Here is a 17,790-nt window from a genome sequence, read left to right on the forward strand (position 1 = left end):
CAGACCGTCCGGCGCTCAGCGCCGGATTTCGGTCTCCAGTCGTTCGACGAAGCTGGCCAGCGGCATGCTGCCCAGGTCCTCGCCGGAACGGGTACGTACAGAAACCGCACCCGTCTCTTTCTCGCGGTCACCGACCACGAGGAGATAAGGCACTTTCTGCATCGTATGTTCGCGGATTTTATAGCCGACTTTCTCGTTGCGCAAATCCGATTGTACCCGGAAACCTTTGTCGACAAGGGCTTGCGTTACCTCGCGGACGTAATCGGCCTGGGCGTCGGTGATATTGATCACCACCGCCTGCACCGGGGCCAGCCAGGCCGGCAGCAGGCCGGCGTGGTGCTCGATCAGGATACCGATGAAACGCTCCATCGAGCCGACGATGGCCCGGTGCAGCATCACCGGATGCTGCTTCTGCGAGTGCTCGTCGACATATTCGGCGTCCAGGCGCTCAGGCATCATGAAATCGACCTGCATGGTGCCGACCTGCCAGGCGCGGCCGATCGAGTCCTTCAGGTGGTACTCGATCTTGGGTGCGTAGAACGCGCCCTCACCCGGCAACTCCTCCCACTCCACGCCGGCGGCGCGCAGCGCGCGACGCAGCATTTCCTCGGTGCGATCCCAGAATTCGTCCGAACCGATACGCTTTTCGGGGCGCAGTGCCAGCTTGATCGCCAGGTCGGTGAAGCCGAAGTCCGCATACACCTTCATCGCCTGCAGGTGGAACGCAGTGACCTCGGCCTCGACCTGCTCCGGGGTGCAGAAGATGTGGCCATCGTCCTGGGTGAACGCGCGCACGCGCATGATGCCGTGCAGCGCGCCGGACGGCTCGTTGCGATGGCAACCACCGAATTCGCCGTAGCGGATCGGCAGTTCGCGGTAGCTGTGCAGGCCGGTGTTGAACACCTGCACGTGACCCGGGCAGTTCATCGGCTTCAGCGCGAAGGTGTGCTTCTCCGACTCGGTGAAGAACATGTTCTCTTGGTAGTTGTCCCAATGGCCGGACTTTTTCCATAGCGACACGTCCAGCACCATCGGGCAGCGCACTTCCTGGTAGCCGCTCTTCTTGTACACGCCGCGCATGTACTGCTCGACCTGCTGCCAGATCGCCCAGCCGTTCGGGTGCCAGAACACCATGCCCGGGCTTTCTTCCTGCTGGTGGAACAGGTCGAGCTGCTTGCCGATCTTGCGGTGGTCGCGCTTCTCGGCCTCTTCCAGCTGGAACAGGTAGGCCTTCAGGTCCTTGTCGTTGAGCCAGGCGGTGCCATAGATGCGGCTGAGCATCGCGTTGTTCGAATCGCCGCGCCAGTACGCGCCGGCCACCTTCATCAGCTTGAACGAGTGCAGCTTGCCAGTGTTCGACACGTGCGGGCCGCGACACAGGTCGGTGAACTCGCCCTGCGAATACAGCGACAGATCCTGGTCGACCGGAATGCCTTCGATGATCTCAGCCTTGTAGCTTTCGCCCAGGCCGCGGAAGAACGCCACCGCCTCGTCGCGCGATTTCACGCTGCGCGTCACCGGCAACTGCTCGGCGACGATCTTGTGCATCTCCGCCTCGATCTTCGGCAGGTCGTCCGGGGTGAACGGCCGTTCGTAGGCGAAGTCGTAGTAGAAGCCGTTCTCGATCACCGGGCCGATCGTGACCTGCGCACCCGGGAACAGCCGCTGCACGGCCTGGCCCATCAAGTGCGCGGTGGAGTGGCGCAGGATCTCCAGCGCCTCGGGGCTCTTCTCGGTGACGATCTGCAGGCTGACGTCGTGCTCGATCGGGAAGCTGGCGTCGACCAGCTGGCCGTCGACCTTGCCGGCCAACGTTGCCTTGGCCAGGCCGGCGCCAATCGAGGCAGCCACGTCCTGCACGGTAACGGGATGATCGAACGGCTTCTTGCTGCCGTCGGGTAGCGTGATTTCAATCATGGGGCTTCTCTGGAAAAGCAAAAAAGGGCGTGACGCCCTTTCTTTGTAAACGAAGGCGTGGTGGCGGTCAGTCGTGGAAGCAGGTAGTTGCCATGTCGCACACTCGGCCGGCGCAAGCGCGGGCCACCTTGGGTCTTGGGCGATATCGAAACGCTAGTTTAGCCCAGATTGCCTGTCAATCCTCGCCCGACGCGGCCTTGCCGGCTGTGCACGGCGGTAGAATGCCCCGATCTTCCGAGGACACTCCATGCGCATCCTGGTCACCGGTACCGCCGGCTTCATCGGCGCCGCCCTGGCGCAACGCCTGCTGGCACGCGGCGACGTGGTGTACGGCTACGACAACCACAACGACTACTACGACCCGGCGCTGAAGGAAGCCCGCCTGGCGCGCTTCGCCGATCATCCGAACTACACCCACCAGCGCGCCGATCTGGCCGATGCAGGCGCGCTGAATCATGCGTTCGCCACATTCAGGCCACAGCGAGTGGTGAACCTTGCCGCGCAGGCCGGCGTGCGCTACTCGCTGCAGAACCCGCAGGCCTACGTGTCGAGCAACCTGGTCGGCTTCGTCAACATCCTCGAAGCCTGCCGCCACGGCGACGTGGAGCACCTGGTCTATGCCTCGTCCAGTTCGGTTTACGGTGCCAATCGAAAATTGCCGTTCGCAGTCGAGGACGCCGTCGACCACCCGGTCAGCCTGTATGCCGCCAGCAAGAAGGCGAACGAGTTGATGGCGCACACCTACAGCCACCTGTATGGCCTGTCCACCACCGGCCTGCGCTTCTTCACCGTGTACGGACCGTGGGGTCGACCGGACATGTCGCCAATGCTGTTCGCCGACCGGATCAGCCGCGGTGAACCGATCGACGTATTCAACTTCGGCCAGCACAGCCGCGACTTCACCTATATCGACGACATCGTCGAGGGCGTGATCCGCACGCTCGACCATCCGGCCGAACCGGACCCGGCCTACGATGCGGAGCGGCCGAACCCGGGCAGCTCGAATGCGCCGTACCGCGTCTACAACCTCGGCAACGACCAGCCGGTGCAGCTGCTGCGCTTCATCGAACTGCTGGAACAGAACCTCGGCCGCAGCGTGGAAAAGCGCCTGCTTCCGATGCAACCCGGCGACGTGCCCGATACCTGGGCCGACGTGTCGGCGCTGCGCCGCGACGTGGGCTACGCGCCGAATACCTCGATCGAGGATGGCGTGGCCAAGTTCGTGGCGTGGTACCGGGACTATTTCAAGCGATGATCGCTGCGTGGGAGCGACGCCTCAAAACGGCTTGGCGATCACCAGGAAAATCACACCTAGCAACAGCAGCACCGGCAACTCGTTGAGCCAGCGCAGCGTGCGCGAGGACGGCAGCGCGCCGCCCTTCTCGCTGCGCTTGAGCATGCGCCCGGCCCAGATGAAGTAGGCCAGCAGCACGGCGACCAGGGTCAGCTTGGCGTCGATCCAGTGCGTGCCGGCGGCCACGTTCGGCAACCTCTGCGGAAACACCCGCCAGCCCTGCCACAGGACCAGCCCGAACAGGAACGCGATGCCGAACATGTTGTGGCCGAACTTGTACAGCCGCCGTCCCATCAGCTGCAGCCGCGCCAGCACCGCCGGCTCATTCGCCGCCTCGGCCAGGTTTACCAGGATCCGCGGCAGGTAGAACACCGCAGCCATCCAGGCGATCACGAACAGCAGGTGCAACGACTTGATCAACAGGTAGGTCATGGCGAAACCGCGTGGCCGCTGCGACGCGCAGCGGCCGTGATGATAACGCGAGGGCCGCCGTTCAATCCCGCGCCGGGCCGATGCGTTCCAGCAGCGCCTGCAGCAGACGCCCTTGCAGCGCCGCGTCGAGCGGCGCGTCGTGGCGGTCGGTGAGCTGGAAAAAATCCTCAACGCGCTCGCCGAAGGTGGCGATGCGCGCATCGTGCACGCGCACCCCGGTGGCCAGCATCACCTGCGCCACCGCGGCCAGCAGGCCGGGACGGTCGGCGCCGACCAGGGCCAGCTGGGTACGGTCGCCGGCGGCGTGGAAGCTGATCTGCGGCGTCATCTGGAAATGTTTCTGGTGGCGCGACATGCCGCGCTTGCTCGGCTGCACGCCGATGGATTGCGCCAGCGCACGCTGCAAGCGCTGCTGCAGTTCCTCCGCGCGGGCCGCGCTCACCGGTTGCTGGCTGTCCGCGTCCAGCAGCAGCAGGGTATCCAGCGCCATCCCGGTCGGCGAGCTGAGAATGCGCGCTTCGACCACCGAGAAACGCAACCGGTCCAGCACGGCCGTGATGGTGGCGAACAGGCCGTCGCGATCGGGCGTGTAGACGAACAGTTCGGTACTGCCGCGCACCGACAGCGGGTGTACCGCCACCAGCGGCAGCGCCCCCTGTGCACGCAGGATCGCCGCGGTCTGCCAGGCGATCTGCTCGGGCCGATGGCGCAGGAAGCTGAGCTGGGGGAAGTCGGCCCAGACCCGCACCACGTCGGCTTCGGCGTGCCCCTCGTTCAGCAGCAAGGCCAGTGCGTACTCGGAACATTCGCGCACGCGCGCACCGATGTCGCGCGGCAGCTCCACGTCGCTGCGCAAGGCGTAGCGGGTACCGGTGTAAAGGTCGGCAAGCAGCCGGTCCTTCCAGCCGTTCCACAGCCGCGGACTGGTGCCGATGATGTCGGCGATGGTCAGCAGGTACAGCTGGCCGAGCCGCTCGCGATTGCCGACGACCTGCGCAAACCGGTGCACCACGTCGGGATCGGTGATGTCCTGGCGCTGCGCGGTGGTGCTCATCAGCAGGTGCCAGCGCACCAGCCAGGCAACCTGCTCGACATCGCCGGGCGGCAGGCCCAGCCGGCTGCAGAAGACGCGCGCATCCTGCTCGCCCAGCACCGAGTGGTCGCCGCCGCGGCCCTTGGCGATGTCATGGAACAAACCCGCCAGCAGCAGCACTTCCGGCACCGGCAGGCCGGCCCAGATCTCGCAGCCCAGCGGAAATTCGCGCTGCGCCGCCGGATCGGCAAAGCGCGCCAGGTTGCGCAGCACGCGCAGGGTGTGTTCGTCGACCGTGTAGACGTGGAACAGGTCGTACTGCATGCGCCCGAACACCTTGCCGAACGCCGGCAGGATCGCCGCCAGCAGGCCGTGCCGGTTCATCCGCCACAACGCTTCCACCGCCGGCGCACCACGACGCAGCAGCCGCAGGAACGCGGTCAGCGCCTCGCGGTCGTCGGCCAGTGCGTCGCCATGCACAGCGGTGGCCTGGTGGATGCGACGCATGGTGTCGGCGCTGAAGCCGACCACGCCGGGCTGGTCCATCCGCGCGATGAAGATCTCCACCAGCGCCGCCGGCCGGCGCATGAACAGCTGCGGATCGCGTGCCGCCAGGCGCTTGCCGTAGCGGATGAAGTCGGCGCCCACAGCTACCGCCTCACCCGGCGGCTCCAGCATTTCCACGAAACGTTCGGCCACCTGCATGCCAAGTCGCTCGACCTGGCTCGCTGCGCGGTAATAGCCCTGCATGAACTGCTCCACGCCGAGGTTCTTCGCATGCTCGTCCTCGAAGCCCAGCCGCGCGGCCAGCGCGCGCTGGTAGTCGAACAGCAGCCGTTCCTCGGGCCGGCCCGCCTCCAGGTGCAGCGCGTAGCGATAACGGCGCAGGGTCGCCTCGGACTGCTCCAGTGCAGCCAGCTCGGCCGGATCGAGCAATCCCTCCGTCACCATGTCGGACAAGTCGCGCGCATGCGCCAGCCGCCGGCCCAGCCAGCGCAGCGAATCGAGTGTGCGCAAGCCGCCGGGGCCGTCCTTGAGGTTCGGCTCCAGGTTGTAGGCGGTGTCGTCGAAGCGGGCATGCCGCGCATCGCGCTCGGCCAGCCGCGCCTCCAGATACGCCTGCGGCGGCCACAGCACCGGATCGTCGACGATGGCCTTGAGCTGCGCGTCGAACGCCACATCACCGGCCAGCCGGTACGCGTCCAGCAGGGTGGTGAACACGCTGGCGTCCTGCGCCGCCAGCGTGCGGCACTGCGCGGGATCGCGCACCGCGTGGCCGACCTTCAGGCCGATGTCCCACAGCGTGGCGAAGAACTGCTCCAGCGCGCGCAGGCGCGCAGGCACGGGCGCCTGCACCAGTGCCAGCAGGTCCACGTCCGAATACGGGAACAGCAGGCCGCGGCCGAAGCCGCCGACCGCGAACAGCGCCGCCCCGGTCACGTCGCCAAGACAGGCGGTCCATACGTGCGCCACGATGCGTGCCACCGATTCACCGCGGCGCCGCGCCAGCGCACTGGCATCGGCGCCATCGCGAAACGCGGTGGCAAGTGCCCGGTCGACGTCGCCCAGCAACTGCCGCAAGGCCTGCCGCGCCTCGGCCGAGACGCCGGAACGCGGCACTGCTGTCGGCAGGCGGGGTAGTGGCGGCAGCACGACGCTCATCGCGAAGGGAGTCTAAGGAATGGGAGAAACCAGTCTGCCACGCCGGGGCGACATCCGGCGCTTCCGATTCCTACTCCCTACTCCCCACTCCCTCCATCACGCATCGGGCCAGGGCGTGAGGATCTCGAAGCCGTCGTCGGTAACCACGATGGTGTGCTCCCACTGCGCCGACAGCGAGTGGTCCTTGGTCACCACGGTCCAGCCGTCCGGCAGCTGGCGGGTCTGCGGCTTGCCGGCATTGATCATCGGCTCGACGGTGAAGGTCATGCCCTTCTGCAGTTCGATGCCGGTGCCGGGCTTGCCGTAGTGCAGCACCTGTGGCTCGTCGTGGTAGACCTTGCCGATGCCATGGCCGCAATACTCGCGCACTACCGAGAAGCCGGCTGCCTCGGCGTGCTGCTGGATCGCGTGGCCGACGTCGCCCAGCGTGGCGCCCGGGCGCACCGCCTGGATGCCGCGCATCATCGCCTCGAAGGTGGTGTCGACCAGCCGTTTGGCCAGTACCGACGGCGTGCCAGCGATGTACATGCGGCTGGTGTCGCCGTGCCAGCCGTCCTTGATCACGGTAACGTCGAGGTTGACGATATCGCCGTCCTTGAGCAGCTTGCCCTCGTTCGGGATGCCATGGCAGATCACGTGGTTGACCGAGGTGCACAAGGTCTTGGGAAAGCCGTGGTAGCCGACATTGGCGGGGATCGCCTTCTGCACGTTGACGATGTGCTCGTAGGCGCGCCGGTCCAGCTCTTCGGTGCTGACGCCGGGCTTGACGTAGTCCTTGAGCATGGCCAGCACTTCGGCTGCCAGCTTGCCGGCAACGCGCATGCCTTCGAGGTCGGCGGGGGATTTCAGGGTGATGGCCATGGGTTCCACTCATATGGCGGCAGAAGCTCTTGAAATCCAGCAACTTGCCGCATTGCCGGCGTACCGGCTACAATTTCGGAGTTTTGCAGGGCAGACGCGTCCGTTCGGACGGTCGGCCAGCGCAAAGCGAATGGGAATTGTAACCCTCCGCGGTACAACACCCAAACCAACGCCACACACGCATCGGCACCGCCTTCGGGGTGCTGCGCCCTGCCCACCATCAAAATCGGGCAAGTCGCGGTCGAAGCCGGGGATGCGTGGAGGTCCCAACCCCCAGGTTCCTTCTCGAGGGAACCGACAATCGGAGCGACACCCCATGGCACAAGTCACCATGCGTCAGATGCTGGAAGCCGGCGTCCATTTCGGTCACCAGACCCGTTACTGGAACCCCAAGATGGCCCCGTACATCTTCGGCGCCCGCGGCAAGATCCACATCATCAATCTCGAAAAGACCCTGCCGCTGTTCACCGACGCGATGAACTTCCTGTCGGGCCTGGCGCAGAAGCGCGGCACCGTGCTGTTCGTCGGCACCAAGCGTTCGGCCCGCGAGCCACTGGCCGAAGAAGCCGCCCGCGCCGGCATGCCGTTCGTCACCTCGCGCTGGCTCGGCGGCATGCTGACCAACTTCCGCACCGTGAAGCAGTCCGTGTCGCGCCTGAAGGAGCTGGAAGCGGCCGAGACCGATGGCAGCTTCGAGAAACTGGTCAAGCACGAAGTGCTGGCCCGTCGTCGCGAGCGCGACAAGCTGCAGGCTTCGCTGGGCGGCATCAAGGACATGAACCGTCTGCCCGACGCGCTGTTCGTGATCGACATCGGCCACGAAGACATCGCCGTGCAGGAAGCCAAGAAGCTTGGCATCCCGGTGATCGCCGTGGTCGACACCAACTACAACCCGGAGCTGGTCGACTACGCCATCCCGGGCAATGACGACGCGATCCGCGCGATCCAGCTGTACGCCCGTGCCGCCGCCGACTCGATCCTGGAAGGCAAGGCCGCCGCGCCGGCCGCCGCCCAGGGCGATGCGAACGACTTCGTCGAGCTGGACGAGGAAGGCAACCCGGTCGCCAAGATCGATCGCAAGCCGGCCCCGCGCCGCGACGCCGCCCCGCGCAAGGGCGCCCCGCGCCGTGACGGTGGCCGCGATGGCGGTCGTGGCTCGCGCGATGGCGCCCCCGCCAAGTAAGCGCGCGACGACGGCCCCGCCGTCGGATCACCAGCGACAACGCGCCGGGGCCGCAAACCGCCCCGGCGCCACCAACGCATTAGAGGATTGACGATGAGCAATATTTCCGCACAACTGGTCAAGGAGCTGCGCGAGCGGTCCGGCGCCGGCATGATGGAATGCAAGAAGGCGCTGGTCGAGAACAACGGCGACATCGAAGTCGCGATGGAATGGCTGCGCAAGTCCGGCCTGGCCAAGGCTGACAAGAAGGCCAGCCGCGTCGCCGCCGAGGGCCGCATCGTGGCCGCCCAGGCCCCGGGCAAGGCCGTGCTGGTCGAGATCAACTGCGAAACCGACTTCGTGGCCAAGGACGCCAGCTTCCTGAAGTTCAGCGATACCGTCGCCGACGTCGCGCTGAATTCCGGCGCCGCCGACATCGACGCGCTGAAGGCCGCCGCCTACCCAGGCGCCGCCAACGTGGAAGAGGCCGCCAAGGCGCTGATCGCCACCATCGGCGAGAAGATCGATGTGCGCCGCCTGGCCCGCGTCGAAAGCAACGGCGTGATCGGCAGCTACATCCATGGCGGCCGCATCGGCGTGCTGGTGGCGCTCAAGGGCGGCTCCGAAGAGCTGGCCAGGGGTATCGCGATGCACGTCGCCGCGATGAACCCGGCTTACGTCCGTGCCGAGGACGTGCCGGCCGACTTCCTCGCCAAGGAGAAGGAAATCGCGCTGGCTGCCATGTCGGACAAGGAAAAGAACAAGCCTGCCGACATCCTGGAGAAGATCGTCTCCGGCAAGGTCCACAAGATCGTCTCCGAGGTCACCCTGCTCGGCCAGCCCTACGTGCTGGACACCAACGTGACCGTGGCCGAGGCACTGAAGAAGGAAGGCGCCGATGTCACCTCGGTGGCCCGCCTCGCCGTCGGCGAAGGCATCGAGAAGGTTGAAGAGGATTTCGCCGCCGAAGTGATGAAGCAGGCCGGTTTGAGGTAGCCGTCATCCCTGACGGAAGAACCGGCCATCCATGGCCGGACTGTTCAGAAAAAGCCATGCTTCAAATGAAGGGCCGCGGGAAACCGCGGCCCTTTTCGTTTCCCGTCAGGGTCCGGCAGCGCACCCCGTTTCCCGTTCATCTCCCTTCACGCCTCGTCCCGATGTCCCGCTCTCCGCTACAATGTGCCGGTTTGCCCCACACAATCCGGAGACCCCATGAGCGACCAGCCCAAGTACCGCCGCATCCTGCTCAAGCTCTCCGGTGAAGCGCTGATGGGCGAGGCCGATTACGGCATCGACCCGAAGGTGATCGGCCGGCTCGCCGACGAGATCATCGAGGTGCAGAAGGCCGGCGTGCAGATCGGCATCGTGATCGGCGGCGGCAACATCTTCCGCGGCGCCGGCCTCGCCGCCGCCGGCATGGACCGGGTCACCGGCGATCACATGGGCATGCTGGCCACCGTGATGAACGCGCTGGCGATGCAGGACGCGATCGAGAAACGTGGCGGCTACGCGCGGGTGACCAGCGCGATCCAGATCCACGACGTGGCCGAGGATTACATACGTCGCCGCGCGATCCGCCACATCGAGAAGGGTCGCATCGTGCTGTTCGCCGCCGGTACCGGCAACCCGTTCTTCACCACCGACTCGGCCGCCGCGCTGCGCGCGGTGGAGATCGGCGCCGACCTGCTGCTGAAGGCGACCAAGGTCGACGGCGTGTACACCGCCGACCCGGCCAAGCACGCCAACGCCACCCGCTACGAACATCTCGGCTACGACGACGTGATCGAGCGCAAGCTGGCGGTGATGGACACGGCCGCGATCGCGCTGTGCCGCGACCAGCAGATGCCGCTGCGCATCTACGACATGACTACGCCGGGCAACCTGATGCGGATCATGCGCGGCGAGTCGATCGGCACCCTGGTCGACGGCGGCTGAACTGCGGCGCAGCAAGCCTCGCGGGCTGCCACTGCTATACTCGAACGTTGCCAGATTCACCGGGAAGCACCACATGCTCAACGACATCAAGAACGATGCCCAGACCCGCATGGGCAAGAGCATCGAATCACTCAAGCACGACCTCACCCGCATCCGTACCGGTCGCGCCAGCACGGCGCTGGTGGATGGCATCAAGGTGTCCTACTACGGCGCGGACATGCCGCTGACCCAGGTCGCCTCGGTATCGCTGTCCGATGCGCGCACGATCATCATCACGCCATGGGAAAAGACCATGGTGGCGCCGATCGAGAAGGCACTGATGGCGTCCGACCTGGGTATCACGCCGACCACCGCCGGCACCGTGATCCGCCTCAACATGCCGGCACTCACCGAGGAGCGCCGCCGCGAACTGGCCAAGCACGTCGGCCATGAGGGCGAGAACGCCAAGATCGCGATCCGCAACGTGCGTCGCGACGCACTGCAGCAGGTCAAGGACCTGCTCAAGGAGAAGCTGATCACCGAGGACGACGACCGCCGCGTCGACGACGAGATCCAGAAACTCACCGACCGCGCGGTGAAGGACGTCGATGCCGTGGTCAAGGCGAAGGAAGAGGAGCTGATGGCGCTCTGAGCGTCATCGCAGCCATCATGCCCGGCGCCGATGCCGCCCAGGTGCCGCGCCATATCGCCATCGTGATGGATGGCAACGGCCGCTGGGCCAAGGCTCGCCACCGTCCGCGCAGCTTCGGCCACAATGCCGGCCGCAAGGCCGTGCGCGAAGTGATCGAAGCGTGCCTGCGCGAAGGCGTGCAGGCGCTGACCCTGTTCGCCTTCTCCAGCGAAAACTGGCAGCGCCCGCAGGACGAAGTCGGCGCGCTGATGAGCCTGTTCGTGCGCGCGCTGGACAAGGAAGTGGACGAGCTGCACGGCCACGGGGTGCGGCTGCGCTTCATCGGCGACCTGGCTACCTTCGACGACGCCCTGCGCGAACGCATGCAGGCCGCGATGGCCCGCACCGCCGGCAACGACCGGCTGCAGGTGAACATCGCGGTGAGCTACGGCGGCCGCTGGGACATCGCGCAGGCCAGCCGCCAGGCCGCCGCCGCGGTGGCACGCGGCGAACTGCGCGTGGACGAGATCGACGAGGCCCGGCTGGGCCCGTGGATGAGCCTGGCCGAACTGCCGCCGCTGGACCTGTTCATCCGCACCGGCGGCGAATGCCGTCTCAGCAACTTCCTGTTGTGGCAGGTCGCCTACGCCGAGCTGTACTTTACCGACACCTTGTGGCCCGATTTCGACCAGGCCTGCCTGCGCCGGGCCATCGAAGACTATGCCCGCCGGGAACGCCGCTACGGCCGCACCGGCGAGCAGGTCGCCAACGCTTCATAGAGGATTTCCATGCTGCTTCAGCGCACCCTCACCGCCCTGGTGCTCGCGCCGCTGGCGATCCTGATCATCCTGCTGCCGCCGACCGGAGCCTTTGCCGGCATCGTCGCGCTGGCGTTCCTGGCCGCGTGGTGGGAATGGGCCGCGCTGAGCGGGCTGCACAGCCGCTCGTGGCGCATCGCCCTGCTCGTCGTGGCGGCATGCATGTTCGCCCTGTTGTGGCGGGGCCACGCCACGGCGCTGACCCCGCTGCTGCTGGTGGCCGGCGCGACCTGGTGGCTGCTGGCCTGCCTGTGGCTGCGCCATTTCGCGTTCGCCGCGGCGCCCACCCGCGAGAATCTCGCGCTGAAGCTGCTCGCCGGCGCGTTCGTGATCTTCCCGACCTGGGTCGCCCTGGTCAGCATCCATGCCCGCATGCCGCACGGCCACTGGTGGACCCTGCTGGCGCTGGTGATCGTGTGGGCGTCGGACATCGGCGCGTATTTCAGCGGCCGTACCTTCGGCAAGCGCAAGCTGGCACCGCAGATCAGCCCGGGCAAAACCTGGGCCGGCGCCTACGGCGCACTGGTCGCCGGCGTGCTGGTGACCCTGGCCGGCGGCTGGCTGCTCGACGTGCGCGGCGCCCGACTGCTGGGGTTGGCCCTGCTGGCGCTCGTCACGGTGGCGGCGTCGATCGTCGGCGACCTGATCGAGAGCCTGATGAAACGGCATGCCCAGGTGAAGGATTCGGGCACCATCTTTCCCGGCCACGGCGGCCTGCTGGACCGGCTGGACAGCGTATTTGCCGCGCTGCCGGTGTTCGCCGCCGGCCTGTTCCTGCTGGACATCTAGAGCCTGCCCATGATGCATAACATCGCCGTCCTCGGCGCCACCGGTTCGATCGGCGGCAACACACTCGATGTCATCGCACGCCACCCGGAACGCTTCCGTGCCAGCGTGCTGACCGCGCATCGCCAGGTCGAGGCACTGGCCGAACTGTGCGTCCGTCACCGGCCGCAGCTGGCGGTGATCGCCGACCCGGCGCTGGAATCGGAGCTGGCACGCCGGCTCGCCGCCGCTGGCGTGCACTGCGAGGTGGCCAGTGGCCATGCCGCACTGACGGCTGCCGCGGCCAGCCCTCTGTGCGACACCGTGGTCGCCGCCATCGTCGGCGCCGCCGGGCTGGAATCCACCCTGGCTGCTGCGCGCGCCGGCAAGCGCCTGCTGCTGGCGAACAAGGAATCCATCGTGATGGCCGGCCCGCTGCTGCTGCAGGCGGTCGCCGTCGGTGGCGGCGCACTGATCCCGGTCGACTCCGAGCACAACGCGATCTTCCAGTGCCTGCCCGGCGGCCGGCCGGATCTGGGCCACAGCGGCGTGCGCCGGCTGATCCTGACCGCCTCCGGCGGCCCGTTCCGCGGCCGCACGCGGGCGCAACTGGCCGACATCACGCCGGACCAGGCCTGCAAGCATCCGAACTGGGTGATGGGCCGCAAGATCTCGGTCGACTCGGCCACCCTGATGAACAAGGGCCTGGAAGTGATCGAGGCGCACCACCTGTTCGGCGCGCCGGCCGACGCGATCGACGTGGTGGTGCACCCGCAGAGCCTGGTGCATTCGATGGTGGAGTACGTCGACGGCTCGGTGCTGGCCCAGCTCGGCAACCCGGACATGCGTACCGCGATCGCGCATGCGCTGGCGTGGCCGGAGCGGGTCGAATCCGGCGTGCCGTCGCTGGACCTGGCCAGCTGCGCCCCGTTGCAGTTCGAGCCGCCGGACCTGGCCACCTTCCGTTGCCTGGCGCTGGCCTTCCAGGCACTGCGCGCCGGCGGCGACGCCCCCGCCGTGCTGAACGCGGCCAACGAGGTGGCCGTGGAGGCTTTCCTGGCCGGCGCGCTGCCGTTCCTGTCGATCGCCGACGTGGTCGAGGCCGTGCTTGCGGAACTGCCGGCGCAGGCCGTGGTCGATGTTGAAACCCTGTGTGAACGCGACCGCATGGCCCGGGAGGCGGCCCGCCGCGTCCTGCGCAACGCTTGCTGATATTCTTGCTTCGATGACTTTTCGACACGGTACTCGATGACTGCCTTCTTCGGCTCGGTGTTCTGGCTGCTGGTCACGCTCGGCGTGCTAGTGACCTTCCATGAGTTCGGCCACTACTGGGTCGCGCGCCGCTGTGGGGTGAAGGTGCTGCGCTTCTCGGTCGGTTTCGGCAACGCGATCTGGAAGCGCATCGGCCGCGACGGCACCGAGTACCAGGTTGCCGCGATCCCGCTGGGCGGCTACGTCAAGATGCTGGACGCACGCGAGGGTGAGGTCGATCCTGCCCTGCGCGACCAGGAATTCACCGGCAAGCCGGTATGGAAGCGCATCGCCATCGTCGCCGCCGGGCCGGGCTTCAACCTGATCTTCACCATCGTCGCGTTCTGGCTGATGTTCATGCTGGGTCGCCCCGACGTGGCGCCAGTGGTGACCGCGGCGCCGCAAAGCCTCGCCGCCAGCGCCGGCATCCAGCCGGGTGACCGCATCCTCAGCATCGACGGCCGCGCCGTCACCACTTGGACCGATTCGATGGACACGGTGGCCAACGCCCTGCTCGGGCGCGCGCCGCTGCCGCTCACCGTGCGCGGCCAGGACGGGCGCACACGCGAACTGGTGCTGCCGCTGGACGAACTGCCGCCGGGCCAGGACCTGGGCCAGTACCTGGGCAAGCTCGGCCTGAAGCTGGCGCCGCCGCCGGCGATCGCCGCCACCGTGATGCCCGGCCAGCCGGCCGCGCTGGCCGGCATGCAGGGCGGCGACCGCATCGTCAGCGTCAACGGCCAGCCGGTGGGCGACTTCATCGCGTTCGGCAAGCTGGTGCAGGCCGAAGCGGCCAAGTCGCCCAAACTGTCGATCGGCATCGAGCGCGCCGGCCAGCCGCAGCAACTTGGCGTCACCGCCAAGTGGGAGTCACTGGAAGGCCAGCCGCCGAAGTGGGTGATGGGTGTCGGCGCACCGCCGATCGAACCGGCCACCGTGAGCTACGGCCCGATCAAGGCCATGACCGCCTCGCTCGGCACCACCTGGCGCAATACCACGCAGACCTTCAGCATGCTCGGCAAGATGCTGACCGGCGAGGCCTCGACCCGGAACCTCTCCGGCGTCATCGGCATCGCCGAAGTGGCGAATGCCTCGGCCAGCATGGGCCTGCCCTGGTTCCTGCAGTTCCTGGCGCTGGTGTCGCTGAGCCTGGCGATCCTCAACCTGCTGCCGATCCCGGTCCTGGATGGCGGACACCTGCTGTATTATCTTGTCGAATTGATCAAGGGCAGTCCGGTCAGCGAACAGGCGATGATTGTCGGCCAGTACATCGGCCTGGCCTTGCTGTTCACCCTGATGGGGCTGGCGTTCTACAACGATATCCACCGCATGCTGCTGTCGTGATGCCGATGCCCGGCAACTGCAGCATGCCGACGACACGCCTGCCTGCGGCATGGCGCGGCGGCGTGTCAAACGATGCATTCCTCCCGCGGAATGCGGACTCTCTTTCGAGGCAGGGCCTGTCCCTGCCTCATGCGTTGATCGGGGCGGCCGCGCTGGCCGCTCCATCGAAATAACCCAACGGAACCGACGATGAAGCGTATCGCCGCGCTGATTTTGCTTGCCTCCCTCTCCGCCAATGCGTTCGCGTTCGACCCGTTCGTGGTGTCGGACATCCGCATCGACGGCCTCAGCCGGATCTCGGCCGGCACCGTGTACAACTACCTGCCGATCAACAAGGGCGACCAGCTGACCAACGACGGCGCCCAGCGCGCCATCCGCGCGCTGTACCGCACCAAGTTCTTCAGCGACGTCGAAATGGATCGCGAAGGCAGCATCCTGGTGATCAAGGTGGTCGAGCGGCCATCCATCGCCAAGCTGACCCTGCGCGGCAACAAGGACATCAAGACCGACGACCTGAAGAAGGGCCTGAAGGAGATCGGCCTCACCGAGGGCGAGACCTTCGACCGGCTGGCGCTGGACAACGTGCAGCAGGAACTGATCCGGCAGTACTACAACCGCGGCAAGTACAACGTCTCGGTCGATCCGCACGTGACCCGGCTGGACCGCAACCGCGTCGCCGTCGAGATCGAGATCCGCGAGGGCAAGGCGGCCAAGATCAAGGAACTGAACATCCTTGGCAACCACGCGTTCACCGACAAGCAGATCCGCGACGGCTTCGAGTCAGACACCACCAACTGGATGTCGTGGTATTCGAAGGACGACCAGTACTCGCGCGAGAAGCTCTCCGGCGACCTGGAGAAGCTGCAGTCCTATTACATGGACCGCGGCTACGCCGATTTCGGCGTCGACTCCACCCAGGTGGCGATCGCGCCGGACAAGCGCGCGATGTACATCGACACCAGCATCAAGGAAGGCGAAATCTACAAGGTTGCCGACGTCAAACTGCTCGGCGAGCTGATCCTGCCGGAGGCGACCATGCGCCAGCTGGTCTTCGTCAAGGCCGGCGAGACCTTCAACCGCGCCGCGGTCGAAGCCAGCACCAAGGCGATCAAGGCGGTGCTGGCCAACATCGGCTACGCCTACGCCAAGGTCACCCCGATCCCGAAGCTGGACAAGGAAAAGCGCACGGTCGACCTGACCCTGTACGTCGAGCCCGGCCAGCGCGTGTACGTGCGCCGGGTGGTGTTCCAGGGCAACACGCGCACCGAAGACGACGTGCTGCGCCGCGAAATGCGCCAGCTCGAGGGCTCCTGGTACTCGCAGGCGGCGATCGACCGCTCCAAGGTCCGCCTGCAGCGGCTGGGCTATTTCAAGAAGGTCGACATCGACAAGAAGATGGTGCCGGGCACCCAGGACAAGGTTGATGTTTCGGTCAAGGTCGAGGAGCAGTCCGCCGGCAGCATGCAGTTCGGCATCGGTTATTCGCAGTACTCCGGCATCATCCTGAATGCCTCGGTGTCGCAGAACAACCTGTTCGGCACCGGTGACAGCTTCTCGATCAGCGGCGAGCGCAGCACCTACTACACCCGCCTCGGCCTCAACTACTACAACCCGTACCTGACCGACAGCGGCATCGGCATCGGCTACAGCGCCTCGTACTCGAAGACCGACTACGGCAACACCGATTTCGCGAACTACGCCACCAGCGCAAAGAGCTTCTCCAGCTACCTCGGCATCCCGATCAGCGAGACCGACGGCTTGCGCGTGGGCCTGGGCATCAGCAGCAACAAGGTCAACCTGTTCACCGGCTACAGCCCGAAGGTACTGATCGACTACCAGAACGAGATCGGCAACAAGACCATCCACACCTGGACCGGCACGCTGGGCTGGAACCACGACACCCGCAACGGCTACTGGGCGCCGACCCGCGGCGGCCTGCTCTCGGCCTCGACCGACGTCGCCCTGCCCGGCTCGACCGTGCAGTACTGGAAGCTGACCACCGAGGCGAACCACTACTGGCCGATCGGCAAGGGCTTCGTGCTGTACCTCGACGGCCAGGTCGGCTACGGCAAGACCTACGGCAAGAACGGCATCAGCGACGACGCCTACGATGCGCTGGCAGCAGCCAGCAAGGCCGACAACCCCAACCAGAGCCACATCATCACCGACATGCGCCAGGATCTGCCGTTCTGGCAGAACTACTACGCCGGCGGCGTGCGCGACGTGCGCGGCTACCAGGACAACACGCTGGGGCCGCGGGTCTGCATCGACGGCAGCGCTCCGGACGCCAACGGCATGTGCAACAGCGGCGCCTACTACGCGCAGCCGATCGGCGGCGCGTTCAAGGTGCTCGGCACCGCGCAGGTGTTCCTGCCGCTGCCGTTCCTGAAGGACGTCAACACCGCGCGCGTGTCCTGGTTCATGGACGTCGGCAACGTCTACAAGGATTACAAGAGCTTCGACGCCAGCGAGCTGCGCGCCTCCACCGGCCTGTCGCTGCAATGGCAGGCGCCGATCGGCCCGCTGATCATCAGCTTCGCCGTGCCGCTGCGCTCCAAGGCCGCGGATCGCCACTACGAGGAGCGCATCCAGTTCACCTTCGGCAGCCAGTTCTGATCTGACCCGGAAGTCGGGGACCGAAGAAAGCGCGGCCTGGCCGCGCTTTCTTTTGCCGGCCTGCTTTTGCCGGCTTGGCGCACTGCACGC

General features: G+C 66.5%; 14 protein-coding genes. 10 read left to right on the forward strand and 4 right to left on the reverse strand.

The genetic code is table 11. From position 1 onward, the window contains the following. Nucleotides 1-15 precede the first annotated feature (15 nt). Nucleotides 16-1,917, reverse strand: a complete 1,902-nt coding sequence (thrS, locus tag QQA13_RS10990; RefSeq protein WP_108472395.1) for a threonine--tRNA ligase — start codon at nt 1,915-1,917, stop codon at nt 16-18. 247 nt (nt 1,918-2,164) lie between these two features. On the opposite strand from thrS, the gene QQA13_RS10995 reads away from it, so the two are divergent. Further along, a complete protein-coding gene (locus tag QQA13_RS10995) occupies nt 2,165-3,172 on the forward strand; it encodes an NAD-dependent epimerase (protein WP_108472394.1) in 1,008 nt (335 codons plus the stop codon). 21 nt (nt 3,173-3,193) lie between these two features. Here the strand turns inward: QQA13_RS10995 and QQA13_RS11000 are convergent, their stop codons facing one another. The 3 genes from QQA13_RS11000 to map form a co-directional block, all read right to left on the reverse strand. Continuing rightward, a complete protein-coding gene (locus QQA13_RS11000) occupies nt 3,194-3,643 on the reverse strand; it encodes a CopD family protein (protein WP_108472393.1) in 450 nt (149 codons plus the stop codon). Nucleotides 3,644-3,704: 61 nt separating this feature from the next. Beyond that, nucleotides 3,705-6,338, reverse strand: a complete 2,634-nt coding sequence (glnD, locus tag QQA13_RS11005) for a [protein-PII] uridylyltransferase (RefSeq protein ID WP_108472392.1) — start codon at nt 6,336-6,338, stop codon at nt 3,705-3,707. 96 nt (nt 6,339-6,434) lie between these two features. Beyond that, on the reverse strand, nt 6,435-7,199 hold the full coding sequence (gene map / locus QQA13_RS11010) for a type I methionyl aminopeptidase (protein WP_108472391.1): 765 nt from the start codon (nt 7,197-7,199) through the stop codon (nt 6,435-6,437). A gap of 316 nt (nt 7,200-7,515) precedes the next feature. Between map and rpsB the strand changes: the two genes are divergently transcribed. The 9 genes from rpsB (at nt 7,516) to bamA (ending at nt 17,700) form a co-directional block, all read left to right on the forward strand. Next, nucleotides 7,516-8,382, forward strand: a complete 867-nt coding sequence (gene rpsB, locus QQA13_RS11015; RefSeq protein ID WP_108472390.1) for a 30S ribosomal protein S2 — start codon at nt 7,516-7,518, stop codon at nt 8,380-8,382. A gap of 93 nt (nt 8,383-8,475) precedes the next feature. Beyond that, nucleotides 8,476-9,357, forward strand: a complete 882-nt coding sequence (gene tsf / locus QQA13_RS11020; protein WP_108472389.1) for a translation elongation factor Ts — start codon at nt 8,476-8,478, stop codon at nt 9,355-9,357. Between the two features lie 216 nt (nt 9,358-9,573). After that, on the forward strand, nt 9,574-10,296 hold the full coding sequence (pyrH, locus tag QQA13_RS11025) for a UMP kinase (protein ID WP_108472388.1): 723 nt from the start codon (nt 9,574-9,576) through the stop codon (nt 10,294-10,296). Nucleotides 10,297-10,369: 73 nt separating this feature from the next. Continuing rightward, nucleotides 10,370-10,927 carry a ribosome recycling factor gene (gene frr, locus QQA13_RS11030; RefSeq protein ID WP_108472387.1) on the forward strand — a complete coding sequence of 186 codons (558 nt, stop codon included), beginning with the start codon at nt 10,370-10,372 and terminating at the stop codon, nt 10,925-10,927. 17 nt (nt 10,928-10,944) lie between these two features. Beyond that, complete coding sequence (gene uppS / locus QQA13_RS11035; RefSeq protein ID WP_108472386.1) at nt 10,945-11,685, forward strand: polyprenyl diphosphate synthase; 741 nt, start codon at nt 10,945-10,947, stop codon at nt 11,683-11,685. A gap of 9 nt (nt 11,686-11,694) precedes the next feature. After that, nucleotides 11,695-12,513, forward strand: a complete 819-nt coding sequence (locus QQA13_RS11040) for a phosphatidate cytidylyltransferase (RefSeq protein WP_108472385.1) — start codon at nt 11,695-11,697, stop codon at nt 12,511-12,513. Between the two features lie 12 nt (nt 12,514-12,525). Further along, on the forward strand, nt 12,526-13,701 hold the full coding sequence (locus QQA13_RS11045) for a 1-deoxy-D-xylulose-5-phosphate reductoisomerase (RefSeq protein ID WP_108472632.1): 1,176 nt from the start codon (nt 12,526-12,528) through the stop codon (nt 13,699-13,701). A gap of 36 nt (nt 13,702-13,737) precedes the next feature. Then, the gene (rseP, locus tag QQA13_RS11050) at nt 13,738-15,084 is read left to right on the forward strand and encodes an RIP metalloprotease RseP (protein WP_108472384.1); all 1,347 of its coding nucleotides are present in this window, start codon (nt 13,738-13,740) and stop codon (nt 15,082-15,084) included. A 189-nt stretch (nt 15,085-15,273) separates the two neighbouring features. Beyond that, on the forward strand, nt 15,274-17,700 hold the full coding sequence (bamA, locus tag QQA13_RS11055) for an outer membrane protein assembly factor BamA (protein ID WP_108472383.1): 2,427 nt from the start codon (nt 15,274-15,276) through the stop codon (nt 17,698-17,700). The last annotated feature ends 90 nt before the right edge of the window (nt 17,701-17,790 follow it).

The organism is Rhodanobacter thiooxydans, assembly GCF_030291135.1.
GTDB lineage: Bacteria > Pseudomonadota > Gammaproteobacteria > Xanthomonadales > Rhodanobacteraceae > Rhodanobacter > Rhodanobacter thiooxydans_A.

Excerpts from the sequence above, each read along its gene's own strand:
- thrS (WP_108472395.1), bottom strand. The coding sequence starts at position 1,917 with ATGATTGAAATCACGCTACCCGACGGCAGCAAGAAGCCGTTCGATCAT.
- QQA13_RS10995 (WP_108472394.1), top strand. The coding sequence starts at position 2,165 with ATGCGCATCCTGGTCACCGGTACCGCCGGCTTCATCGGCGCCGCCCTG.
- QQA13_RS11000 (WP_108472393.1), bottom strand. The coding sequence starts at position 3,643 with ATGACCTACCTGTTGATCAAGTCGTTGCACCTGCTGTTCGTGATCGCC.
- glnD (WP_108472392.1), bottom strand. The coding sequence starts at position 6,338 with ATGAGCGTCGTGCTGCCGCCACTACCCCGCCTGCCGACAGCAGTGCCG.
- map (WP_108472391.1), bottom strand. The coding sequence starts at position 7,199 with ATGGCCATCACCCTGAAATCCCCCGCCGACCTCGAAGGCATGCGCGTT.
- rpsB (WP_108472390.1), top strand. The coding sequence starts at position 7,516 with ATGGCACAAGTCACCATGCGTCAGATGCTGGAAGCCGGCGTCCATTTC.
- tsf (WP_108472389.1), top strand. The coding sequence starts at position 8,476 with ATGAGCAATATTTCCGCACAACTGGTCAAGGAGCTGCGCGAGCGGTCC.
- pyrH (WP_108472388.1), top strand. The coding sequence starts at position 9,574 with ATGAGCGACCAGCCCAAGTACCGCCGCATCCTGCTCAAGCTCTCCGGT.
- frr (WP_108472387.1), top strand. The coding sequence starts at position 10,370 with ATGCTCAACGACATCAAGAACGATGCCCAGACCCGCATGGGCAAGAGC.
- uppS (WP_108472386.1), top strand. The coding sequence starts at position 10,945 with ATGCCCGGCGCCGATGCCGCCCAGGTGCCGCGCCATATCGCCATCGTG.
- QQA13_RS11040 (WP_108472385.1), top strand. The coding sequence starts at position 11,695 with ATGCTGCTTCAGCGCACCCTCACCGCCCTGGTGCTCGCGCCGCTGGCG.
- QQA13_RS11045 (WP_108472632.1), top strand. The coding sequence starts at position 12,526 with ATGCATAACATCGCCGTCCTCGGCGCCACCGGTTCGATCGGCGGCAAC.
- rseP (WP_108472384.1), top strand. The coding sequence starts at position 13,738 with ATGACTGCCTTCTTCGGCTCGGTGTTCTGGCTGCTGGTCACGCTCGGC.
- bamA (WP_108472383.1), top strand. The coding sequence starts at position 15,274 with ATGAAGCGTATCGCCGCGCTGATTTTGCTTGCCTCCCTCTCCGCCAAT.